At 60.6% G+C, this 22,716-nt stretch carries 21 protein-coding genes; 8 read left to right on the plus strand and 13 right to left on the minus strand.

The annotated features are described in order from the left end of the window. Positions 1-85 precede the first annotated feature (85 nt). The 3 genes from CH92_RS10020 to CH92_RS10030 all read right to left on the minus strand — a co-directional run bounded on the left by CH92_RS10020 (position 86) and on the right by CH92_RS10030 (position 2,787). A complete protein-coding gene (locus CH92_RS10020) occupies positions 86-640 on the minus strand; it encodes a cysteine hydrolase family protein (protein WP_025241641.1) in 555 nt (184 codons plus the stop codon). A gap of 52 nt (positions 641-692) precedes the next feature. Continuing rightward, entirely contained in the window at positions 693-1,517 is an 825-nt protein-coding gene (locus CH92_RS10025) for an alpha/beta fold hydrolase (RefSeq protein ID WP_025241642.1), read from the minus strand. A 184-nt stretch (positions 1,518-1,701) separates the two neighbouring features. Further along, complete coding sequence (locus tag CH92_RS10030) at positions 1,702-2,787, minus strand: SMP-30/gluconolactonase/LRE family protein (RefSeq protein ID WP_025241643.1); 1,086 nt, start codon at positions 2,785-2,787, stop codon at positions 1,702-1,704. A 231-nt stretch (positions 2,788-3,018) separates the two neighbouring features. Here CH92_RS10030 and CH92_RS10035 point away from each other — a divergent pair, with 231 nt between their 5' ends. Beyond that, a complete protein-coding gene (locus tag CH92_RS10035) occupies positions 3,019-3,417 on the plus strand; it encodes a helix-turn-helix domain-containing protein (RefSeq protein WP_025241644.1) in 399 nt (132 codons plus the stop codon). On the opposite strand, the gene CH92_RS10040 is transcribed toward CH92_RS10035, so the two are convergent. From CH92_RS10040 to CH92_RS10050, 3 genes are all read right to left on the minus strand, one after another. Further along, entirely contained in the window at positions 3,357-4,364 is a 1,008-nt protein-coding gene (locus CH92_RS10040) for a helix-turn-helix transcriptional regulator (RefSeq protein WP_025241645.1), read from the minus strand. The two genes, CH92_RS10035 and CH92_RS10040, sit on opposite strands and share 61 nt — an antisense overlap. A 438-nt stretch (positions 4,365-4,802) precedes the next feature. After that, complete coding sequence (locus CH92_RS10045) at positions 4,803-5,423, minus strand: FMN-dependent NADH-azoreductase (protein WP_025241646.1); 621 nt, start codon at positions 5,421-5,423, stop codon at positions 4,803-4,805. Beyond that, entirely contained in the window at positions 5,416-5,874 is a 459-nt protein-coding gene (locus CH92_RS10050) for a GNAT family N-acetyltransferase (RefSeq protein WP_025241647.1), read from the minus strand. Before CH92_RS10050 ends, CH92_RS10045 begins: the two co-directional genes overlap by 8 nt. Positions 5,875-6,043: 169 nt before the next feature. On the opposite strand from CH92_RS10050, the gene CH92_RS10055 reads away from it, so the two are divergent. Beyond that, positions 6,044-7,450: a PLP-dependent aminotransferase family protein gene (locus CH92_RS10055; protein ID WP_025241648.1), complete on the plus strand. Its 1,407-nt coding sequence runs from the start codon at positions 6,044-6,046 to the stop codon at positions 7,448-7,450. Between the two features lie 74 nt (positions 7,451-7,524). On the opposite strand, the gene CH92_RS10060 is transcribed toward CH92_RS10055, so the two are convergent. Further along, the gene (locus CH92_RS10060) at positions 7,525-8,004 is read right to left on the minus strand and encodes a carboxymuconolactone decarboxylase family protein (protein WP_025241649.1); all 480 of its coding nucleotides are present in this window, start codon (positions 8,002-8,004) and stop codon (positions 7,525-7,527) included. 434 nt (positions 8,005-8,438) lie between these two features. On the opposite strand from CH92_RS10060, the gene CH92_RS10065 reads away from it, so the two are divergent. From CH92_RS10065 to CH92_RS10075, 3 genes are all read left to right on the plus strand, one after another. After that, a complete protein-coding gene (locus CH92_RS10065) occupies positions 8,439-9,098 on the plus strand; it encodes a glutathione S-transferase family protein (protein WP_025241650.1) in 660 nt (219 codons plus the stop codon). Between the two features lie 166 nt (positions 9,099-9,264). Further along, a complete protein-coding gene (locus CH92_RS10070; protein WP_025241651.1) occupies positions 9,265-9,744 on the plus strand; it encodes a VOC family protein in 480 nt (159 codons plus the stop codon). 463 nt (positions 9,745-10,207) lie between these two features. Then, a complete protein-coding gene (locus CH92_RS10075) occupies positions 10,208-10,417 on the plus strand; it encodes a hypothetical protein (RefSeq protein ID WP_025241652.1) in 210 nt (69 codons plus the stop codon). A gap of 190 nt (positions 10,418-10,607) precedes the next feature. Here CH92_RS10075 and CH92_RS10080 read toward each other — a convergent pair whose 3' ends face one another. Beyond that, positions 10,608-11,153 carry a DUF4256 domain-containing protein gene (locus CH92_RS10080; protein WP_025241653.1) on the minus strand — a complete coding sequence of 182 codons (546 nt, stop codon included), beginning with the start codon at positions 11,151-11,153 and terminating at the stop codon, positions 10,608-10,610. Positions 11,154-11,972: 819 nt separating this feature from the next. Next, complete coding sequence (locus tag CH92_RS10085; RefSeq protein ID WP_025241654.1) at positions 11,973-12,773, minus strand: IclR family transcriptional regulator; 801 nt, start codon at positions 12,771-12,773, stop codon at positions 11,973-11,975. A gap of 117 nt (positions 12,774-12,890) precedes the next feature. Between CH92_RS10085 and hmgA the strand changes: the two genes are divergently transcribed. Together hmgA and fahA are read left to right on the plus strand one after the other, a co-directional pair. Then, positions 12,891-14,192: a homogentisate 1,2-dioxygenase gene (hmgA, locus tag CH92_RS10090; RefSeq protein ID WP_025241655.1), complete on the plus strand. Its 1,302-nt coding sequence runs from the start codon at positions 12,891-12,893 to the stop codon at positions 14,190-14,192. Between the two features lies 1 nt (position 14,193). Beyond that, positions 14,194-15,501: a fumarylacetoacetase gene (gene fahA / locus CH92_RS10095; protein WP_025241656.1), complete on the plus strand. Its 1,308-nt coding sequence runs from the start codon at positions 14,194-14,196 to the stop codon at positions 15,499-15,501. Between the two features lie 68 nt (positions 15,502-15,569). Here fahA and CH92_RS10100 read toward each other — a convergent pair whose 3' ends face one another. From CH92_RS10100 to CH92_RS10115, 4 genes are read right to left on the minus strand one after another with little or no spacing between them, the layout of a single operon-like run. After that, the gene (locus tag CH92_RS10100) at positions 15,570-16,637 is read right to left on the minus strand and encodes a hypothetical protein (RefSeq protein ID WP_235206210.1); all 1,068 of its coding nucleotides are present in this window, start codon (positions 16,635-16,637) and stop codon (positions 15,570-15,572) included. A 2-nt stretch (positions 16,638-16,639) separates the two neighbouring features. Further along, positions 16,640-16,888, minus strand: a complete 249-nt coding sequence (locus CH92_RS10105) for an acyl carrier protein (protein WP_025241658.1) — start codon at positions 16,886-16,888, stop codon at positions 16,640-16,642. Then, positions 16,885-18,804, minus strand: coding sequence for an HAD-IIIC family phosphatase (locus tag CH92_RS10110; protein WP_025241659.1), 1,920 nt, complete (start codon positions 18,802-18,804; stop codon positions 16,885-16,887). The genes CH92_RS10105 and CH92_RS10110 overlap by 4 nt, the downstream gene beginning before the upstream one ends. A gap of 21 nt (positions 18,805-18,825) precedes the next feature. Continuing rightward, positions 18,826-20,364 (minus strand): MBOAT family O-acyltransferase, encoded by a 1,539-nt coding sequence (locus CH92_RS10115; protein ID WP_025241660.1) that lies wholly within the window; start codon positions 20,362-20,364, stop codon positions 18,826-18,828. 656 nt (positions 20,365-21,020) lie between these two features. Here CH92_RS10115 and CH92_RS10125 point away from each other — a divergent pair. Beyond that, the gene (locus CH92_RS10125) at positions 21,021-22,703 is read left to right on the plus strand and encodes a methyl-accepting chemotaxis protein (protein WP_025241662.1); all 1,683 of its coding nucleotides are present in this window, start codon (positions 21,021-21,023) and stop codon (positions 22,701-22,703) included. Positions 22,704-22,716 lie beyond the last annotated feature (13 nt).

The raw sequence follows: 22,716 nt of genomic DNA on the forward strand, positions 1-22,716 counted from the left end.
AATTGAGTTCATGATGCGCGGATCCCTGGTAACGCACGGCAAAGGATCGTGCAGAGCTGCATGAATACAGTGCGTCGGTTACCCACTAACGCCCTTGCAAATACTCAGCGGTGGAAACAACCGGCGCATAGCCAAAGCGGAGCGCCGCCATGAATGCCGCATGTACGTGTTCAGCCGGCACTTTGACCCCATCGAACTCCAGATCACGTGTTGCGCAGGCATCGTGTAGCACTGTGGTGTCGTAACCGAAGTCGACAGCGGCGCGTGTTATGCCGTCGACGCACATGTGGCTCATGTTTCCAACGATGATCACCGCCTCGATGCCGTGCTGATCGAGTATCGCCTTGAGTTCGGTTTCGCGGAACGAGTTGATGTAGTGCTTGAGCACCACCGGCTCGTCTTGCTTATTGATGACACTGGGATGAATTTGAGCGCCTTCGCTATTTGGCCGAAAAAAGGGCGCATCCTGACTGGGGAATTCATGACGGATGTGCACCACCAGATCACCACTTTCCCGAAACGCCGCAATCACCTGGGAAGCCTTCGCTGCAGCCGCCTCAACCTTGCTTAACGTCCAGAGGCCGTCGGGAAAGTAGTCATTTTGTATGTCCACGACGATCAGTGCTTTCTTGCTGCTCATTTTTGTTCTCCTAGCAATGTTGCTCGCCGACGGGGTCGCCAGCGAGGCTTGGTCAGCTGCGCAGGAACGCAAGCATGTCCTCGTTGAGCTTATCTTTGTGGGTATCGGTGATGCCGTGGGGAGCGCCCGGGTAGATGACCAGCTTGGCATTTGGAACCAGCTCGGCCGAGGCGCGTGCTGCGGCATCCACAGGGACTATCTGGTCGTCGTCACCGTGAAGAATCAATGTCGGGACATCGAACTTCTTCAGATCCTCGGTGAAATCGGTTTCAGAGAACGCCTTGATACAGTCGTATGCGTTCTTGTGCCCGGCCATCATTCCCTGCATCCAGAAGGCGTCGATAACCCCTTGCGAGGGCTTTGCACCGGCTCGGTTGTAGCCGAAGAACGGACCGCTCGCGACATCCTTATAGAGCTGTGACCGATCAGCGATCGAGGCGGCACGGATGCCATCGAAAACCGAAATTGGCAGGCCACCAGGGTTGTTCTCGGTCTTGACCATGAGTGGCGGTACCGCGGATATCAGCCCTGCTCGGGCAATGCGCGAGGTGCCATGCCGGCCGATGTAGCGAGCCACCTCGCCACCCCCGGTCGAGAACCCGAACACCGAGGCATCGCGTACATCCAGATGATCCAGCAATTGGGCGAGGTCGTCGGCATAGGTGTCCATCTCGTTGCCGTGCCAGGGCTGGCTCGAACGGCCGTGCCCACGACGGTCATGGGCAATTACCCGATAGCCGTTGGATGCCAGGAAGAACATCTGTGATTCCCAGCTATCTGCGTTAAGGGGCCAACCGTGGCTAAGCACCACGACAGGGCCGCTCCCCCAGTCTTTGTAGTAAATCTGCGTGCCGTCGCGTGTAGTGATGGTACCCATGGTTCTTTGCACTCCGTTCTTGAGGATGGGGCGGGTCGCCGCGGGCCCGCTTGCCCGCGAACAACCGCCCAAGGGCAATAACATCGCCGTGACCAGAGCGGCGGAGCCGAGCAGCAGGTCGCGACGACGTTGGTTTATTGGATGTTCGAAACTGGAAGGCATGACGTGCTCTCCTTGATTGACGCTAAGGCCGCTGCGGCAAGCGCACGCGCATGAGGTTCCAGGTGGTCACCTGCTCCTCCCATTCATCGCCCTCGGCTGTCGTTAGCGGTAATGCCAGATTGCTGATGACCATCCAATCTCCGTGGACCACGCTGCTGGCAGGGAACAGCAAACCGAGCGGTGCGCCGCTGCCGGCGATGCCGTCAAAGCCGCCCGCCCGCGCGCGGACCAGGCCGTTTTCGTCGAGCCCAAGCAACTGATCGATCTGATTGGCCAGCAGCCACAACAATCCTTGGTGAAACAGCAGCCCGTCCGCGCCGTATAGGCTCTCAGCAAGTATCTGTACTTCGCCGTCCGGCATGGTCATGCGGAGCAGGCGGCCATCACCTGCGTTATTGATGTACAGCTGGCTTTCGTCTGCGTTGAACGCGAGGCCATTGGCACCGAAGGGAAGGGCACCCGCGGTTGCCAACAACGGGCTGCGAGACAGCACTTCTAGCGAGCACGGCGAACATCGCAAAGCGTTGGCGATGCGGTAGACCGCGCCTTGGAAGGAGTCGGAAACATACAGATCGCCGTTGTTGGCAAATACCAACCCGTTGGGAGCAGGCGCGCCGCTGGAGCCGAATTGAATCTGATCCTGGCTTCCATCCGGATTGGCCACCGGGCGCGGCGCAGGTGTTGGTGGACTGAGCGTCGGAAAGCTGAGCAGATCCTCAACAGGGGAGTCTGTTTCGAACGCTGCCGAAATGCGTTGCAGCTTGGCGGCGCCGAAATTGAGGATATAGACATGGCCTTCGGCGTAGGCCAAACCGGTCAGCGGCGTGGTGCCGAACGGCTTTTGGCTGATGAGTCGGCCATCTGCCGAATAGCGCAGCAGCTGATTATTACGCTCGCTGGAGGGCTCACGCGCATCGAAGGTGCCTACGTAAATTTCTCCGTTCTCGGGATCTACAGCGAGCCCTTCCGGATAGCGTACGCCGGCCGGGAGTTCGGCGAACGCTTCGACGTTCATCCGCAGGGGACCTTGCGGTTCGGCATGCAGGCATCCGAACGCGCCGACGATGGCCAGGCACAGAGCGCCTCCATAACGGCTTGACCGATTCATATAGCCTCCGCTCGCACCGCCAATCACTGACAGGATGCTCAAGGGGGCTCGTCAAGACGCCGAATGCTGAAGCAGCGGGTGGCGAGCGCTGGTTGGATATTGGCGATCCCTGACGCGGTAGCGCTACGTAAAATCGGCAATTTTCCCGCCAGATATCTTTGCCTGTTTTACGTAGCGCAACCTGGAGGCTCGGTTCAGCCTTGGTCTATATCCATTGCCAGTCCGATTCCAATGATCGAACGCACCAAGCCATTGCGGATGACGCCCCGACGCCGTGCCCGCCAAGCCAGCTATGAGGCATTGGTCAGCCGAGCGTTGGAGCTGCTCCCGGTTGGATGCGCACGCACGCCGCACCTGCTTGAGCTGTGTCATGCATTGGAAGTAAGCGAGCGGACCTTGCGTACGGCCTTTATTGCCACGCTGGGCATGGCACCTGCTCGGTATTTAAGGCTGCGTCGTCTGCATTTATTGCGCGCCGCGCTGGCAGTGGCTGATCATCACCACGCCAGCGTCGCGGATATTGCTGCACGCTTTGGGTATACCGACCAGGGGCGCATGGCTGCGCAGTACTACGCGCTGTTCGGGGAGTATCCGAGTGTGACCTTCGAGCGTGGCATCGTCGGTTCCTGACGGCGTGAAAGCGCACGTCGTTGGAGTAACGATTGCGAAGGTAACTCGCCGAAATAGCTGTGATAGACGCCTGCGAAGCGGCCAAAATCCCAGACGCCGAAACGTGAGCAGATGTCGGTGATGGTTTCCGTTGGCGCCGCGCAAAGAATGGCGCTCCTGATCATTCGCAGGCGGTGCTGCATCAGATAGCGGTGCGGACTCATTCCCAGGTATTTGGTGAAAATGTTGCGCAGTGTTCGCTCTGTAGTGTGGGTGGCCTTGCAAATGTCTGCTATTCGCAATGGGGTGTTCGGCATGGCGTCGAGTAATCCCAAGGCATGTCCGAGTATTTGCTGATGGGTCCGGTGGTACGCAAATCCGTTTTTGGCAGCGGTGACTGGCAGTAGCGTGTAGAAGATTCGGTCCAACAGTTCGCTACAAGCGGCAGCCTCGGCAGCGGGTGCATGCAGCTCTCGCGGAGCGCGGTGATCGATGCGAAGCAGGCGCAAAGCCAGCCAGATCAACAATCCAAGGTCCTGCTGGGCCACACAGATCAGGTTGCGGCTCATCAACGACAGGTCGAACTCGTCTTCGTGTTGTTGCGCCCAGAGCTGCACGAGTTCACATGAGATCGCCACAGTCATCCAGCTACCGGGCTGGCTGACATCGATATGGAACATCGCCTCCGGCACCATCCAGCCAAGGAGCTGGCGATCAAGACGCCGCCCGCTCAGCACGGTGCACTCGTGTCGGCTCAAGGGAAGAAAGATATTGTAGAAGCCTTGCAGACCGATGCCGCTGTAGACGGTGCCGGCGCCCTCGCGGCCGAACATGAGGGCCACTCCGTTGAGGTCGACAATACGCAATCGCCAGTCACGTTGCTGCCGCGTGCGCAGCAAATAGCGTCCTTGCACACCGTATAAGGCCTCTTCGAACTCGTCGAAATCAGCGCAAATCAGCCGGCTCATGTCTGACCCTTCCTAGGAAAGCGTCCTGCGCCGGTGCTGGACGACCGCAGATAAACGCGCAGGTCAGTCTAGATGGCTTTCCGCATCCCTGCGGCACTCCGACGGCCGGTCTAAGGTCGTGTCAGGCGCCGCTCAACCGTGCGATAGCGAAGTCCAAAACTCGCGCCTTCCAAGACGCGACACAGCGACGTGCGAAGTTCGTGGCCGGCTGCTTCCGGCCGATCCCTGCCGCTTGCCACCTTCGCTTTGGGTCGACGCTGGCCTGTCACGGCCGGCAGCATTCGACCCCAAATGGACGTCGCGCTAGGTTGCGGCAGGCCAGAATAGAACCCTCGTAGTCAGAAGCTGGCGATTGACCCGTACGGAGAAAACGGAAAGCCGGTATGTCCGGAATTTCCCCGGTGCACCCTGTAGACGCCCCTCTAAGACGCTCCGCAGTCAGGTCGACACAAGACTTGCGAACAGTGGTTCCATGAACAAACGCTGGCGCGCTGCCTCGCATTCGGCCTTAACCGTTTCCTCACCTGCGACCAGCCCTTCCAGATACACGAAATGCACGTCGAACAGCCCGATGGTGCTCAGCACATGGCGCAGATACGCCGTCAGGAAATCGGGCTGACGGGCACGAGCACCGCGATGGAAGCCACCGGAACTGACGATCACATAAACGGGACGGTCTGCCAGTAGCCCGACCTTGCCGTCGGGCGTTGCCGCGAAGGTGCGACCGATGCGGACGACGTGGTCGATCCATAGCTTGAGCGCCGCCGGTAGCGTGAAATTGTGCATGGGCGTGGCGATCAGCAATGCGTCGCTGCGCTCGAGTTCGCCAATCAGGCCTTCTGACACGGTGAAGACCGGATCGGTGTCCGGTGTCCGACGGGTAAGCGCATTGGCGTAGGCATCGCTCAGAGGGGGGAGCGCGACGACTCCAAGGTCCCGCCGTGTGACCCTCAAATCGGGGCGGCGATTGCGCAGGGTATCTATCAGTTCGTTCGCCAGCTGGGAACCAACGGACGCTGCCGGGCGCGGACTTGCATTGATCAACAAAAGCTCACGCATGGCGCTGCTCCTCCTTTCGCAATGGCTGAACGAAGTGCATGCCTTTGGCAAGCAGACCTTCGCGGAAATAGAACCGCTGCGCGAGCGGCATGTGCAGACCGGTATCGAGCACGAGATGCGTGTATTCACTGTCTATAGCTTCGCGGCGCACCGCGTCCAATAGCTTCGCACCTATGCCGTGCTGACGCTGTGATTGCGCGACCACCAGATCGTCTACATAGACGAACCGGCCATAGAGCAGATTTTCCTGCAAACGAAAGCCCGCCAGGCCGACCAATTCAGCGCCAAACCATGCCCCTAGCAGGCGATAGTGCTGCTCGAACTGGCGCGCAATCTGGGCAAGGAATGCCGTCTCTTCCGCCAGATGCGGCCGTAGCTCGCGCATCAGTTCGCGTGCTTCGCGCAGTTCGGTTTCCTCGCGCAAATAACGGAAGGTTGGCTCAGTTTTCATGGTCGAGTCCTCAACGAGATGGGCCTTCACCATAGGTTCACCGCCGCTCTGGCCACAGGGGCAAGAACGACGGGGATGCATGGGCCATCGCTGTGCGCGACGGTCAACGCCCCAGCGACCGATACCCCCGCTTGCGCTACTATCGGGCAGCCATCTACAGGAGGTCAGGATGCCAGGTGTCGAAATGCCGGATCGCGCGAACACCGTCCCCGTTTTCCGCCAACTGTACGTGCGCTACCGCGACGCCATCAGCTCGGGTCAGTTGAAACCAGGTGATCGGGTGCCTTCGGTGCGGGCGCTGGCGTCCGAGTTGAATCTGGCACGGGGCACGGTGGAAGCGGCGTATCAGTTGCTGATTGGCGAGGGATATCTTGAGACGCGGGGGCCGGCGGGTACGATCGTGTGCCCGCAACTGTCGCCCTCGGCATCCAGCGTGCCGCCGGCCCCGCCTGCGCCTACTGTCTATACCGGCGTCCACACGGGCCGCGCGCCGCTGCCGCTGCAGATGGGCCTCCCGGCGCTTGATGCCTTCCCGCGCAAGACCTGGACGCGGATCGCCAGCCGCACCATTCAACAAAGCGGACTGGACAGCCTGATCTACCCCAACCCGCAAGGTGATGCGGCGTTGCGCGTGGCACTCGCCCGCTATCTCGCCATTTCCCGCGGTATCGCCTGCACGCCTGACCAAGTGTTCATTTGTGCGGGGTATCGGGCCTGTCTGGAGCTGATCTCACGCAGCGTGCTGAAAGCAGGTGACCGCGGCTGGTTCGAGGATCCTGGCTATTTTCTCGCGCGCCGATTCTTCGAAGAAACGAACATGCCGCTGGTGCCTGTTCCCGTGGACGAACATGGACTTTGCGTAGATGTCGGTATCGAGCGCGCGCCCGATGCGCGCTTTGCGGTGGTAACCCCGTCGCACCAGAGTCCTTTGGGTGTCTCCTTGTCCTTGCCCCGGCGGCAGGCGCTGTTGGCCTGGGCAAGCGACCAGCGCAGCTGGATCATCGAAGACGACTATGACAGCGAGTACCGCTACGTCGGGCGACCATTACCTGCCCTGAAGAGCCTCGACACGCAAGGGCGCGTGCTCTACACAGGGACGTTCAGCAAAGTGCTGATACCCGGCCTGCGCCTGGCCTATCTCGTAGTGCCGAATGAGCAGGTTGCGCACTTCGCGCGGATGGCCGACGTTTTGCACAACCATTGCCCGCAATTGCTGCAACGCACCACCGCGACATTCATCGAAGAAGGCCACTTCGCTCGTCATCTGAAAAAGATGCGCAGCCTGTACGCACACCGAAGAACGTTGTTGAGCGATGCCTTGACTGCAAAGCTCGGCGGGCGCATGCATCTGGAGTTGCGAGCCGGCGGTATGCACGTGCTGGCCAGCCTGGCTGGCGGGCTGGAGGACAGTGTCATCGCCGCACGCGGACCGCGCGCCGGGCTGGCATTGCAGGCGTTGTCTGAGTGGTACCGTGAGGCGCCTGCGCGCCAGGGTTTGCTGATGGGGTTCACCAATGTAAAGGATGCGGACGCGGCGGCGGACATCGCCGCGCGCGTCGCCGGACTTCTTGACTGATCCTATGTTTCGTATGGAAAGTCGGCTGCCAGATTAACGAATGTTCGGTCCGTGACGTTCGTCCGGGTCGATCGTCAATGAAGGTCGGCTTTCTCCAGTCCGTAAAGCTTATCTGCCGACCCTGGTACCGCCTGGAACGCCACGCTCAGGCGGTTCCAGCCGTTGATGGAAATTACCAGGAAGGAAAGATCGGCAAGCTCTGCGTCAGACAGTTGTTCGCGCACGCTGTTGAAGATCTCGTCCGCTACACCGTGCGCCTCAAGCCGGGTCAATGCTTCAGTCCATTCCAGCGCAGCGCGCTCGCGGGCCGAAAACAGTGTCGACTCACGCCAGACCGTCACGTGATGCAAACGCAGTTCACGCTCCCCGTGAATCTTGGCCTCTTTGACATGCATGTCCACGCAGAACGCACAGCCATTGATCTGCGAGGCCCGTAGCGTCACCAGATGCCCCACCTCCGAGAGAAACGGCTTCTTTTTCAGCAGCTGCGAAAGTTCGGCGTACTTGCCGGCGGCGTCGGGGGAAAGCTTGAAGTAGTCGAGACGTTGGGACATAGCGTTTCTTCCTATGGGAGTGAGGTTGCACCGGTGCCATTGCGCAAGCGGTAAGCAAACTCTATAGCTGCCACGCCCCAGCCCACAGAGCCAAGAAACGCGTTCTCGGCTAGGCCATTCGTTAGACATAGGCGGTCGCACTCCTCGTGCTGAGGCAGCGTGCGAACAGGCGGTGTTCCGCTGCAGTTGTCCGGCTCTGAGCAGAGTGGCGGGTTTTTCCAGGGTCGGTTACGGCAACCTGATACGCGGCATTCCTGCAGCCCGGCAGACCTTCGGAAAGCTGCACGTACTGGCGTACAACAAATTAACCGTCATGCAGTATCGGCTAAACCCAACACGACGAAAGTTTGGGGATTGTCGATTTCACAGGGTCCCGTACGACTAGATCAGCAAATTGCCGAAATTGCGGTACATACAAGCCGACGGAGCTGACCATGATGAAACTGTACGGAACACCCCCGACCCGCGCTTTGCGCGTTATCTGGTTACTCAACGAACTAGGCCTGGAGTACGAGATGCTCCCGGTGAGCATCCTCCAAGGTGAAAACCGACAACCAGAATTTCTAGCGCTCAACCCCGCCGCCAAGGTGCCGGTGCTGGTCGATGGAAGCCTCGTAATAACCGAATCGGCTGCGATTCAGCTCTACCTGGCCGAGAAAAATCCCCAGGCGGGTTTCATCCCAGCATCGGTGGAAGACCGGGCTCAGATGTATCGCTGGATTTTCTTTCTGATGACCGAGATCGAACAGCCCCTGTGGCGCATCGTGCGTCACACCTTCCTGTACCCGGAAGAGAAGCGGTTGCCTCAGGAAATCGAGCTGGCGCGGCAGGATTGCTTAGAGATGGTGGCAGTGCTCGAGCGCCATATGCATGACCGCGAGTTCATGGTTGCCGACCGGCTCAGCGTGGCTGACTTCAACGCCGCTTATACGTTGGACTGGGCGAACGAAGAGAAAATGCTTGAAGGAGCACCGCGGTTGAAGGCGTACCTGCAGTCGATGTACGCCCGGCCCAAGGCTCCGCCCACCATTGCAGAGGCGTTTGCGGCGCTTAAAAGCCAGGCCGCTGCTGGCGATGCGGTGGCGGCCGGGTAGATCGGCGATTGACGCCAACGCGGGCTCGCACCCGTCTATTCCGGTCGATTGGTGTTAGTGGTCGACCGCTTCGAGGCGAGCGCGGGGACGAACAAGCAATGCCTGCCGCCGCTTAACTCTACGTGCGTATCTAAATTCATATATCGGCCCATCAAGGAGACCCAACATGACCAGCAAAAACACCATATGCCTCTGGTATGACGGCACCGCACTGGAGGCCGCGACTTTCTATGCCAAGACCTTCCCCGACAGCGCGGTGGGTGCTATCCATCGCGCGCCGGGCGACTATCCGTCGGGAAAGCAGGGCGATGTCCTGACCGTCGAATTCACAGTGATGGGCATCCCTTGCCTCGGACTTAACGGAGGCTCGACGTTCAAACATAACGAGGCGTTTTCGTTCCAGGTTGCGACCGACGACCAAGCCGAGACGGACCGTTTATGGAATGCAATTGTCGATAACGGCGGCCAGGAAAGCGCCTGCGGCTGGTGCAAGGACAAGTGGGGTCTGTCGTGGCAAATCACGCCGCGCGTACTGACGGCAGCGTATACCAGTCCTGATCAAGCAGCGGCCAAGCGCGCGTTCGAAGCGATGATGGGCATGCAAAAGATTGATATTGCGGAGATCGAAGCGGCGTTGAAGGGTTAACCGGCATTAGAACCGAGCGCCGTAGCATGACAGCCCGCTGGCTGCCGATACTGCCCCCAGCATCGGGGCTGTCGTCGAGGTCAACATTGGGTCGGCTACAGTCGGTGGTAAATAGCCGGAGCCGATTCAATAAGCGGCGTGGATGTCACCGAGGCCCATAGACGAAAGGACGCCTAGCGAGCACCGAGGCTGCGTTGGCCTTGTACAGTGTCACCGGCTACGTCGGATGACGCTTGGCAAGTTCGGCGGGCATCGCATCCGTAGAGCGAAGCGCGGTTGCAAGGGCAAGACGTCGTCAGAATGGCGCCGGGAGGCTTCAGTCAAGCGCTCGGCGCCACCGGGGCGATCGTCGTTGGGAATGGATGATGTGGCACATCGGCTGCCGCGCGACACGCGGCCCGCACTTATCGACTGGGACAGCCTCAAATCTGTGAGCCATCCACGGCTCGACCGGAGGTAATTCATGAGTATCGATCCGCTCGACAGACCCCATGACCAACAGCCCGTACCGGGGCAGGACCAGAACCCCAGCCAATCCCCTGAGCCTGATTTCATTACCGACAATCCAGACGTCCAGCCAAGTCCAGGCGATGGCGCAAATCCCACCGATCAGCCGGGAAAAGTACCAGAATTCGACCCGAACGAGCCAGGTCTGGGCAACCCGCTGCCTTGATCTGACCAGAGTCGTAAAACAAGCCCAGTCTTTGCGCTGGGCTTGTTATTTCGACGGGGACGAGCTCTGGACGAACGGGCCCGCATGCTTACGTTCCGTAACCGACTTGGCCGTGCTAATCGGCGGCGAGAATGTTCTCAAGAGAATGTACCTCGACACAGATCAAAGCGTGCCCGGACTGCGCCTCTGCTCAGACCGCCAATGCGCCGCGGAACCCTCTGGCGGCGTAATAGGACTGCGCGCCGTTGTGATAAACGAAAACACAGTCATAGCGACGGTCACAAAAGAGCGCGCCCCCGAGCTTTCTGATGGCGGAGGGTGTCTTTACCCAGCTGGACGTCTTGGTGTCAAAGCACCCTAGCTTCTGCAGGTCCCGGTATTGCGCTTCCGTCAGGATTTCGATGCCCATGTCGGCGGCTATCTCGGTGGCACAGTTGGCCGGCTTGTTCTCCTTTCTTGCGTCCATGGCCTCCCGGTCATAACAGAGGCTTCTACGGCCAGCGGGACTTTCGGCAGAACAGTCGACGAAGATAATCTCGCCCGTGTCCTTATCGCGAGCCACCACGTCGGGCTCGCCGCCGGTGCTCTCCATGTTCTGCAGCGCTCGCAGCTTCTCCGGCGAGGCCTCCAACCTTGTATACACCTGAGGCCATTCAACACCTTCATGCCGGCGCAGGTTCGCCTCGAAACGAACCTTCAGCGTGCCAATTAGCGCCTCTCGCTGCTCTGCATTCATGCCTTAACCTCCCTGACGTGTCATCTCGATACGATCTTTCACAGCAGAACCCATCGGGGCCGTGCGCCCGGTGAAATGACTGGAAGATTAGCAGGTGCTCATAACGACCTTGCTCCGCCTGTTCCTGCATGGGGAATGACGGACGGGCCGATACGCCTGAAGATTCAATCGCCATGGAGAGACGAGAAATGACACGAGCAGTGCAATTTCACGAACATGGCGGTCCCGAAGTCCTGCGCATCGATCAGGTGGCTATACCGGGACCAGCATGCGGGCAGTTCGGATACGCGTGAAGCCGTTGGGAATCAATCGGGCAGAAACGCTGTTACGTGCTGGCGCTATATCGAAAAGCCACTTTTCCTTCGGGTTGGGGCTGGAGGCGGGGCATTGTCGAGAGTGGGTGAAGGGGTGAACGAGCTGGAGCTTGGCGGTCCCGTAAGTGTGGTGCCGCCACAGTCCATGGTCCGTTGGCCTGCTTATGGCGAATCGGCGCTTTTTCCTGCCGGATTTGGCATCCCGTCCTCTCAAGCAAACTGAGCGCGGCTGTTTCGCGGCGCTAAACGCGGCGGGGCAGCCTTCGAGCAAATAGCGGACGCGCATCGCTTCGTCGAGCGAACGAGCAGTTCGGCAAGCTTGTGGTTACGCATCTAGATGCCCGTGCGGTGCGAGCGATGGGCCGAGATGGCGGCAATGCGCCGTGCGGATTTCGCCTCATCGCTCGTGATCGCTCATCATCTGCTGGCCGAGAAAAGCTGCACCCAGGCTCCGCTGGCTGTGGCTGTGGCTCTGCGACTTGCTCCAGTCACTCGGCCCGGCGATCTACTCATCACTGGATAGCGTGAGTGAACCCGCGCCCATCCGGGCACTGATCTTTCTTGCCACTTGCTGCAAGCGCTGCGCCGCTTCGCCATCCACTTCGGCCATGAAGCCGGGCTCGGCGCCGACTATCGTGATGACGCCCGCCAATCGCTGATTGCCGCTGAACAATGGCGCGGAGAGCGCGTTGACACCTGCCATCAGCAAGCCGTGCACAGGTTGAATGTGGGTGCGCTGCAGCTCATTCATCGCGGTGAGCAGGGCGTTGGGGGAGGGGGCGGACGGCAGCTTCATTTCCTCTTCGCGCAGCTCGGCCGTTTCCGCATTCGGCATGAAGGCGTTGAACACCAAACCGGTGGACGAGCCCAGCAGCGGCAGCACCGAGCCCACCTGGGTCACCAGCGTGACGGCCCGGACCGCCTGCTCCACGTGTACGACGGCGGGGCCGCGGTTGCCCCATACGGCGAGAAAGCAAGTTTCGTTGAGCGCGTCGCGCAGTTGCGCCAGATGCGGCGTGGCCAGTTTGACCACGTCCAGCCGGCCCAGGGCAGCCAGCCCGACGAACAAGGCCGCACGGCCCAGCCCGTAATGATTGGTCAGTGGATCCTGTTCGGCGAAGCCGCTGGCCATCAACGCTTGCAGATAACGATGAACCTTGCTGGCGGGCATGCCGACATGTTCGGCCAGGCGCGACAGGGACGTGGCGGGGGCTAGTTCGGCCAGTGCCGTGAGGATGTCTGTGCCTACCTCAGCGGCTTGGACTTTCTGTCGGCGAGGCGCCGTATCTGCGTTGCTGTCTGCCATGAATTCAGCTGCCCTGTGTTTACGGCCACATTTGCGAAGGCGCTGTTTATAGCTTGACGCCCAGATGAGTTCAAATTACTTTTTGCGTAAACGCATTACGCTAAATGAGAGATGGCTATGCAACCTCTACCGCAATCTGGCGAAACCTCTCGATACCTGTCCGGCTTCGGCAACGAATTCAGTAGCGAGGCCTTGCCGGGCGCGCTGCCGGTCGGCCAGAACTCTCCGCAAAAAGTGCCGTACGGCCTCTACACCGAATTGCTCTCCGGTACGGCCTTCACCGTCCCGCGCAGCGAAGCGCGTCGGTCCTGGCTGTATCGCATCCGTCCGTCAGCTAACCACGGGCAATATCAGCGTCTGGATCGTCAATTCAGCAGCGAGCTGGGACCGGTCACGCCTAACCGGCTGCGCTGGAACCCGGAGCCATTCCCGGAGACCGCGACGGATTTCCTCGATGGGCTGACGTGCGTGGCGGCCAATGCCGAGCCCGCCCAGCCGACAGGGGCGAGCATCTACCGTTACGCAGCGAATGTGTCGATGGAGCGGGTGTTCTTCAATGCCGATGGCGAGCTGCTGATCGTGCCGCAGCAGGGCGCGCTGAATCTGGTCACTGAGCTGGGCGTACTCGAGGTGGCGCCGCTGGAGATTGCGGTCATCCCGCGCGGTATGCGCTTTCGTGTCGAGTTGCTGGAGGCGACTGCCCGCGGCTATTTGTGCGAGAACCATGGCTGCGCGTTACGTCTACCGGACCTCGGGCCGATCGGTAGCAATGGTCTGGCCAATCCACGTGATTTTCTCTCGCCGGTCGCGCACTTCGAAGAGCGCGACGAGCCCGTCCAGCTGGTGCAGAAATTCCTCGGCGAACTCTGGGCCACCGAGCTCGATCACTCTCCGCTGGACGTGGTCGCCTGGCATGGCAACAACGTGCCCTACAAGTACGATCTGCGCCGGTTCAACACAATCGGCACTGTCAGCTTCGACCACCCGGATCCGTCGATCTTCACCGTGCTGACCTCGCCCAGCGCCATCCACGGTATGGCCAACATCGACTTTGTGATCTTCCCGCCACGCTGGATGGTCGCGGAAAACACCTTCCGGCCGCCGTGGTTCCACCGCAACCTGATGAACGAATTCATGGGCCTGATCGATGGCGCCTACGACGCCAAGGCCGACGGTTTCTCGCCCGGTGGCGCCTCGCTGCACAACTGCATGAGCGCCCACGGCCCGGATCACGTGTCGACTGAACAGGCGATCTACGCCGAGCTCAAACCGCACAAGATCGATAACACCATGGCCTTCATGTTTGAGACCGGCCAGGTGCTTCGCCCCACACGCCAGGCGCTGGAAAGCCCGCAGCTGCAAAGCGACTACGACAGCTGCTGGGCCGGCCTGGGCAAGACCTTCAAGAATGAGAAATGACATGACCGCACAGACAGAACTTCTCAGCTGGGTCGAGTCGGCCAATGGCCATTCGGATTTTCCCCTCGCCAACCTGCCGCTGGGCGTGTTCAGCCCTGATGGCGGCGAGCCGCACGGTGGCGTCGCCATCGGCGATTTCATCTTCGACGTGAGGGCTGCCTGCGACGCTGGTTTGTTCGATGGCCAGGCACTGGACGCCGCGAAAGCGGCCAGCGGCGGCAGCCTCAATGCTTTCTTCGCGCTCGGTGCCTCGGCCCGCAAGGCATTGCGCCGTGCGCTGCTGGAACTGCTCGGCGAGGGCAGCGCGCAGCGTGAGCGTTTGGAAGGAATGGGCGAGTCGCTGCTGCTACCCATGAGCCAATGCCAGATGCATCTGCCGGCCAAGGTGGGCGATTACACAGACTTCTATGTCGGCATCCACCACGCCAACAACGTCGGCAAATTGTTCCGCCCGGATAACCCCTTGCTGCCGAACTACAAGTACGTACCCATCGCCTACCACGGGCGTGCCTCGACCATCGATGTGTCGGGCGTGACGGTCAAGCGCCCCAACGGCCAGACCTTGCCGCCGGGCGCTACCGAGCCGAGCTTCGGGCCGAGTAAACGGCTCGATTATGAGCTGGAACTGGGCATTTGGATCGGTCAGGGCAATGCGCGCGGTGAGTCGATTTCGATCGGTGAGGCGAGCAGCCACGTAGCCGGTTTCTGCCTGCTCAACGATTGGTCCGCGCGCGATCTGCAAGCCTGGGAATATCAGCCGCTGGGCCCGTTCCTGTCGAAGAGTTTTGCCACGACCGTGTCGCCCTGGGTAGTGACGCCCGAAGCACTGGAGCCGTTCCGCTGTGCGCAGCCGGCGCGGCCTGAAGGGGATCCGCAGCCATTGCCGTATCTCCACGACCAGCGCGACCAAGAGCAGGGCGCACTGGACATCGAACTGGAAGTGCTACTGCTGACCGAGACCATGCGCGCCAAGGGCCTGCCACCGCAGCGCATCGCCCTGAGCAGCACCCGAAACATGTACTGGACCGTGGCGCAGATGGTCGCCCACCACAGCGTCAATGGCTGCAGCCTGCAGCCGGGCGACCTGTTCGGCTCCGGCACCTTGTCCGGTCCCAGCGCCGATAGCCTCGGCAGCCTGCTGGAGATCACCCAGGGCGGCAAACAGCCGCTGGAATTGCCCAGCGGCGAAACGCGCACCTTCCTTGAGGATGGCGATGAGATCATTCTCAAGGCCCGTTGCCGACATGAGGGGCATGCCTCGATCGGCTTTGGCGAATGTCGTGGTCGGGTGTTGCCGGCTTCGCGCTAAGTCTGGTGATTAAAAAAAAGCCCGGGCTCGTACAGACAACCCGGGCTTTTTCATTCCGAAACAGCGAATCAAGGCACCTTGACGGTTTTCAGAGACAGTGGCGGCACCGGCTCGATTGCTGCGTTGCGCATCTGCTCGGCAAGCGCACCGGAGAATTGCTGCACGGCCGACCAGCGCATGTGAACCGCATCGACAAACGAAGTGGCTGGCGTATTCCAGTCCTTGTCGGCGTTCCAGAAGGTGCCGCCGGTGACGCTCAGGGTGTCCAGAATGCGCTTGTCAAAGTCGGCTAGAAATTTACCGTCCGGGTCGTATTTTTCCTTCCATTGCGGGTTCAGGGGGGTGGAGACAACCATCAACTGACGGCCTTCTTTCGCCAGGCGCGCGCCCATGTCGTGCAAAGCCTGGAAGCAGCTGGGGTCCAAGGCTTCCGGGGCGCCATACACCAGGTCACGGGTATTACTGGTTTCCAGAGGGCCATCACCAAAGCGGTTGAAGACCAGGGGGTCCCATTCGATCTGTCCGGCGCGTTGGGCCTTCACCGTCAGCGCGTTGCGCACCAGTGACTTTGGTGAGAAATAACGCAGGTAATGGACCCAGGGTGAGGCTTGTTCGTAGACGTACGGGTCGACGTATTCACGGTTGAATACGGCTGTGGGGACGCGCCAGCAGCCGGCGAAATCCTGCGGGTCGGCAATCATCACCACACTGCGAATGTTGGGCTCGCGGTCGAGCAGCCAATGGCCTACATAGGTGGACTGATTGGCGAAAAGCCCGCAAAACGCGCCGTTCATAGGTTGAACCTCTGGCAGAGCCTGGGTCAGTACATTGCCGTCCACGTGGCGCCAGGCCACGGATGAGCCAATGATTAGCAGGTTTGGCGATTGGATCGGATTCTCGCGCAGGAAGCTGAGTTTCTCGTCGGCGCACGAGATATTCGAGAACGCGGGCGGGGGCAGGTTGCCGGTGCGCTCCAGCGCGAACAGCGTCAGGCAGAACAGCGCCAAGGCACCGAACATGCCAACGAACAAGGACAACAAATACCGCGAACGCACTTGGCCCGGCGCGCTGGCCGTGCGTGCTTTTCCGTTTTCGGCAGTGCTCCCGTCCCTGGGGAATTCAGCGGTATGGACCATGGCTATTTTCCTTTGAGTTTGGCGCTAATGACTTGGGCGAAATGGCCGACGTTGCGCAGCGACTCCAACTCCGCCGTCCGAAACTTGATACCGAAGCGTTGTTCCGCGGCCACGGTGAGCATCACGTGGGTCTGGCTGTCCCAGCCGTCTATGTCATTGGCGGTCATCGCCGGTGAGAGGACGATGCTGTCGTCATCGAATACGTCGTGAAAAACCGGGGTGAGTGCCTTGAGTACGTCTGCTTCGGTCATGCTGTGATCTCGATGAAATGATGAGGACTGCGGGTGGAGCGAAGGTTGTAGCGCCAGAAGGTCGCCTCCGATGAGGCACCATCGGGTGCGCGATACTGATCGAAGCCCAGTCGCGGAAAATGCTCGGCGACCATGCCGTTGCGTTCGGTGGGGCGGTACTCGCCGATCAGGGCGCTGTAACCTGCCGCGACAGCTGTTTTGGCGAGCACCTCGAGCACCGCTGTCTCGACTTGCCTCCCGAGTACGCGGCAGCTCATCAGCCAGCTGTCGATCAGCAACTCATCGGCGGCGATAGCCTCATCGGGGCGCGCCAGTACCACGCTGATCAGGCCGTTGTCGCCGAACTTGTCGGCCAGCCGGATGGCCAACGCCACCGAGCATGGATCACTGGCGATGCGCTCGACTTCGGCCTCGCTGTAACGGCGCGTGGTGAGGTTGAACTGGTTGGTCTTGTTGATCAGTTGGGTGCTGCGGGCCAGCTCGGCGGCGCCGATGGGCGTTGCGGTCAGCACCATCTCCAGGCCGCGCAGGTAACCATCCATATCGGTGGCCTGGCTCATGGCGGCCTTGCGCTCAGCGTTCAACGCATAGTTGCGCCCGCGTGTGGCGTCGTCCGAGGTGAAAGACACGGCTTCGAAGTAACCGGCGGCTGCGACACGCGCGGGGTAATCGGCCACGTCTTCCGGTAGTTCCGGCACCGCGACCTCCGGCAGCTCGCGCCGCACGATGTCGCGCTCGGCTGGGTTGTCATCGACGAAGACCAAGCTGTCCAGGCCGATATCCAGCATCGAGGCGATACGCCGCAGATTGCCGGCCTTGTCTTCCCAATTCGCCATAAAGGCTGCGATATCGCTGCGCTTTATCGCCATTTCCGGGTGATTGAACGCCGCTTCGGCGACGCTCAGATCGTTCTTGCTGCACACGGCAAGAATGATGCCGCGGCGAGCCAGCAGCGCCGCGTAGCGCTGAAAGGCCAGAAAGGCTTCGCCGGAAGGCGAGCCTTGGCCGAGGTGGATGCCATCTACGCCATCGTCACCGACCACGCCGCCCCACAGGGTGTTATCCAAGTCCAGTACCAGGCACTTACGCGACAGGCCAACGCTCGCCGCCGCAATCCGCGCCAGCTGATCGCCATACAGCGGAGCCAGGTTGGGGCTGACCAGCTGCTTGGCCTGATGCCAGCGCACGGGCTCGGCGAGGCCGTCGCCGTAGCTGCCACGTGCCGCTTCCCAGGCGAGGTCCATCAGCAGCACGCCGTCTTCGCGCGCGGCACTGCGGATGGCCGCATTGAGCCGATCGATCAGCGCATAGGGCGAGGCCGGCACCAGCGCCTCGAATGACCCGAAGACCGACGGATCGGCCGGCACGATGGTCTGCTGCACGACTTGCGCCGCGTAGCGCTCGCGTGCTCGACGCCAGAGCAGACGCAGCTCGTCGACTCGCTCGGCAACTGCTGTATCGACTTCCGCCTGCGAGGCTTCCAGCGGCAGCTGCAGCGGCGCGTCTCGGGCGTCGAGCGCCAGCACCACGATCTGCGGCGCAAAGGCGGCGAGCTCCGCATCGTCCATCAGCAGGGCCTGGCGGTACATGCCATACGGCGCGATATACATGGAGATTGCCAGCCGGCGCTCCAAGCCAGCGACACGAATCGCTGGCGCCAAGTGATCCACCGTATGTGATGAGAGCAGGGCGATGCGCAATGGCCGCAGCCCTGATGTGGGCGTCTCATCACTGATGACGGCGCGAAGACCTTCGCTTGCCAGCCGGTCCAGGCGTGTCGTCTGGGTGAAGTCCCGGCGATAGCCGGCCAGTCGTCTCGCTTCGTTGAGCCGCGCAAAGGGGTCGGGTTCGCGCTTGGCGTCGCTGATGGCGGTGCCAAGGTCGGAATGTTGAGGTAGCCAGAGCAGCTGATCCATTAGCCGTTCACCCCTAGAAAGTTAGAACTGGAAGTAGAGGAACTCGGTCGGCGCCACAGAGAACGCGACGGCCAATGCAAAGAAACCAAGCACGCCAACGGCTAAGCCGATCACCGGCGTCGGGCTCCACATGCCAATCGGCAACCAGCGCAGCAGCCAGCTCTCACGCGGCTGGGCGTCCAGCGCGGTGCGAAAGCCCGCCATCCACTGCTGCACGTTGGGCATGATCCATACAAAGGCAAGCAGCACGGCCACGGTGAAGTAATCGGACTTGTCGAACTCCGTGCTGTATTCACTCAAGCCAACCATGCCCGACAGCATTGCCATGGCCGCGGTCACGCTGCTGGCGCGGAAGAACACCATCGCCACGACCACACAGAGGAAGGTCAAGAGGACGGCGCTGGCGTGGTGCCAGAGCTTGTTGCTGTCGAGCGGCAGGCCGTGGCGGGCCTTGTAGGCACGGAAGCCGTGGACGACGACCAGGTAGAACCCATGCAGCAGGCCGAACACCACGAACTGCCAGCCGGCGCCGTGCCAGACGCCAGAAATGAACATGGTCAACACGGTGGGGTAGGCGATCAGCACAACAAAGGTGCCCAGGCTCATCTTGCCCCGCCGGGGTAACGGCTTGCCGGCGGCCATTCGCGAGCGGGTGATGCGTATGACGATGGGGTTGTAGATATAGGCGGTGAGAAAGCGGGTCAGCGTCATGTGCCAGCGCGACCAATAGTCAATCACGTTGTGCGCCTTGAACGGGCTGTTGAAATTCACCGGCAAGCGCAAGCCGAACAGCAATCCCAGGCCGATGGCCATGTCGCTGTAGCCGGAAAAGTCGAAGTAAATCTGCAGCGTATAACTGAGCGCTCCGTACCAGGCGTCGTATAGCGAAGGCACCGTGCCATCCGCGGCGATCGCGAAAATCGGCGAGGCGTTTTCTCCCAGCGGGTCCGCAAGGATCACCTTTTTGAACAGGCCGAGCACGAAGACTGTCAGCCCCAGCGAAATATTGTCGATCCGTGGGCGAAAGGTGCTGCTGTCGTTGAACTGCTTGAGCATCTCGCCGTGGTGGGTGATGGGACCGGCGATCAGCTGGGGGAAGAAGCTGATGAACAGGCAGTAATTGACGAAGTCATGCTCAGCGACCTCGCCATCGTGCGCGTCGACCAGGTAGGCGATTTGCTGGAAGGTAAAGAATGAGATCGCCAGCGGCAGGATGATGTCGCCCACCGACCACCCGAGGCCAAAGGCGCTGTCCAGCGTGCCGAAGAGAAAGCCTGTGTACTTGTAGTAACCCAACAACGCGACGTTGGCGGCGACGCCGAGCACAAGCAGTAGCCGCGACGGCCGGCGCATCAAATATCCGCCGAGCAGGTAGTTGACGACCATGCTGCCAACCAGCAGCGGCACGTAAGCGGGATTCCACCAGCCGTAGAATACCAGCGACGCCAGCGTCAGCCAGATGGCGGCGTACCGTTGCCTACCTGTACCCGCGAGAAGAAAGAAGCCTAGGAAAACAACCGGAAGAAACCCGGCTATGAACACCGCGGAGTTGAAGAGCATAGTCCTTTCCCCATCCCTGACATCCATTGCCGTCCTTAAGACTCAGGACGGCGTCTACGCGGTCGACCACTGATTTACTGCTATCGGCGCGCTTGCTGACATTTCCGTCTCGCATGCCAATCGAAATTGACATGCCTGCAGACCTTTATTTGCCTAAACACGAATGCGTTGGTCTGTCCGTTAACTGCGACTCAGACTTGTAAGGAAAAGTTGCACCGTACGTCCTGGCTGGTCGTCGTTCAGACGAGTGGATATCGCCGCAACATCAAGCGAAACGGGGGTTCCAGAGCCTTTGGAGACGTTCCCATGGCGACGGTGGGGCGTGTTGCCACTAAAAAAAGAAACGCGTGAACCTGAGGAACTCGCTGCCAACGTATGGCTCGCCGAACAGCTGGACTACGTTCACAAAAACTGCCGTGACCACGCCGTCGCGTTCCTTACGTGGGCTGGGAGTTTGGTCAACCCGGGTCGCGTCGTCTGGATATTTCTGTGGCGAACGCATAGCCGGAGCGGTCATTTTCAAGCGTTCGTGCCGGTCGACAGTCTGGTTTGCTAGCGGAATGCGGCACAGTCGGCCTTTTAGTAAGCGGGTCTTGAAGTATTCGACCGGTCAGCCGATGACTGATGGGTACCGATCACTTATCGAGAATTTCACAATGCGCATGACCCTAAAGCTGAAGGTGATATTGCTGGCATTGATACCCGTTGCCTTGTTTGCCCTGGTACTCAGTGGCGCGGCAGCGAAAATCCTGCATTCGCTTGCCGACGAGCAGTTGGAAACCACTCGCGAACGAATGCTCGACGAGAGTCGTGCCCGGCTCGAGGATTACATGAGTATCGGTGTGAGCAGTGTCGCTCACCTCTATGAGTCCGCGGAGCCGGGCGATATGGCCAGCCGTGCCCAGGCCATCGCCATCCTTTCGAAGATCAAGTACGGCAAGGACGGTTACTTCTTCGGTCACGATTCCAACGTGGTCCGCCTGTTCCGTGGCACCAGCCCGGTAGGTGTTGGTGAAAACCTGAGTGATCGTCATGATGCCAACGGCGTCTACATCAACCGTGAACTGGTGGCGGTAGCCAAGAACAACACCTATTTCGTGAACTATTCATCGCCACTTCCTGACAATGAAAAAGTATCGGTTCCCAAGCTCGCATACAGCTATTACCTGCCCAAGTGGGACATGGCGCTGGGCACGGCGGTCAATCTGGACGGCATTGAACTGGCACTCGACAAAGTCCGCGAGGAAATCGACAGTCGGGTCAATTCGATCCTGACCAGCATTCTCGGAATCGCTGGCGTGATGCTCCTGGCACTGGGCGTCGCCGGCGTGGTAATCGGCAATTCCATCGTCAAGCCGATCCAGGTGATTCGTGCGCAGCTGGACGACATCGCTGCCGGTGAAGGCGACCTGACGCACCGCCTGCCGGAAAACCGCAACGACGAGCTGGGCCAACTGGGCAGTTCCTTCAACCGCTTCGTGGGCAAGATCCACACCATGGTCAGCCAGGTTGCGGAGATGACGGGCCAACTGACGGGTATGGTCGCCGAGGTAGCTGCACAGGCGCAGCGTTCCGAGAAAGCCATGGAGACTCAGCGTCAGGAAACCGATCAGGTCGCCACGGCGATCAACGAAATGTCCGCTGCCGCTCAGGAAGTTGCGCATAGCGCCCAGGGTGCTGCCGAAGCCGCACAGCAAACCGATCAAGAAGGCCAGCAGGCCAAATCCGTGGTCGATTCCAGCATTCGTCAGATTCACTCTCTGGTGGAAGAAATTCGCACCAGCGGTACGTCGCTGGATGCGCTGCAACAGGACGTGCATGCCATCGTCGGTGTGCTCGACGTGATTCGCTCGATTGCCGAGCAGACCAACCTGTTGGCGCTGAACGCCGCCATCGAGGCCGCTCGGGCAGGTGAAGCGGGGCGCGGCTTTGCCGTGGTCGCCGATGAAGTCCGCGCGCTGGCCAGCCGGACCCAGCAGAGCACCCAGGAAATCCAGGGCATGATCGACCGTTTGCAAACGGGTACCAAGCAGGCTGTGGCCGCCATGAGCCGGTCCAGCGAGGCGGGCGACGCCAGCAGCGCGCAGGCCAACCAGGCTGGCGCATCGCTGGATGCCATTGCGCAACTGATCGCCACCATCAACGGCATGAACGCACAGATTGCCAGTGCCGCCGAAGAGCAGACCGCGGTCGCGGAAGAGATCAACCGCAGCGTGCATCAAATCGCCACGGCCGTGGAAAACGTCGCCGAGGAGACCCAGCAGGGCGCACGCACCGCGAGCAACCTGGCCGATGTGGGTGAGCGACTGGGTGGGCTGGTCCGCCAGTTCCGTATTTGATCGCGGCCTGACC

The organism is Stutzerimonas stutzeri (assembly GCF_000590475.1).
GTDB classification, from domain to species: domain Bacteria; phylum Pseudomonadota; class Gammaproteobacteria; order Pseudomonadales; family Pseudomonadaceae; genus Stutzerimonas; species Stutzerimonas stutzeri_D.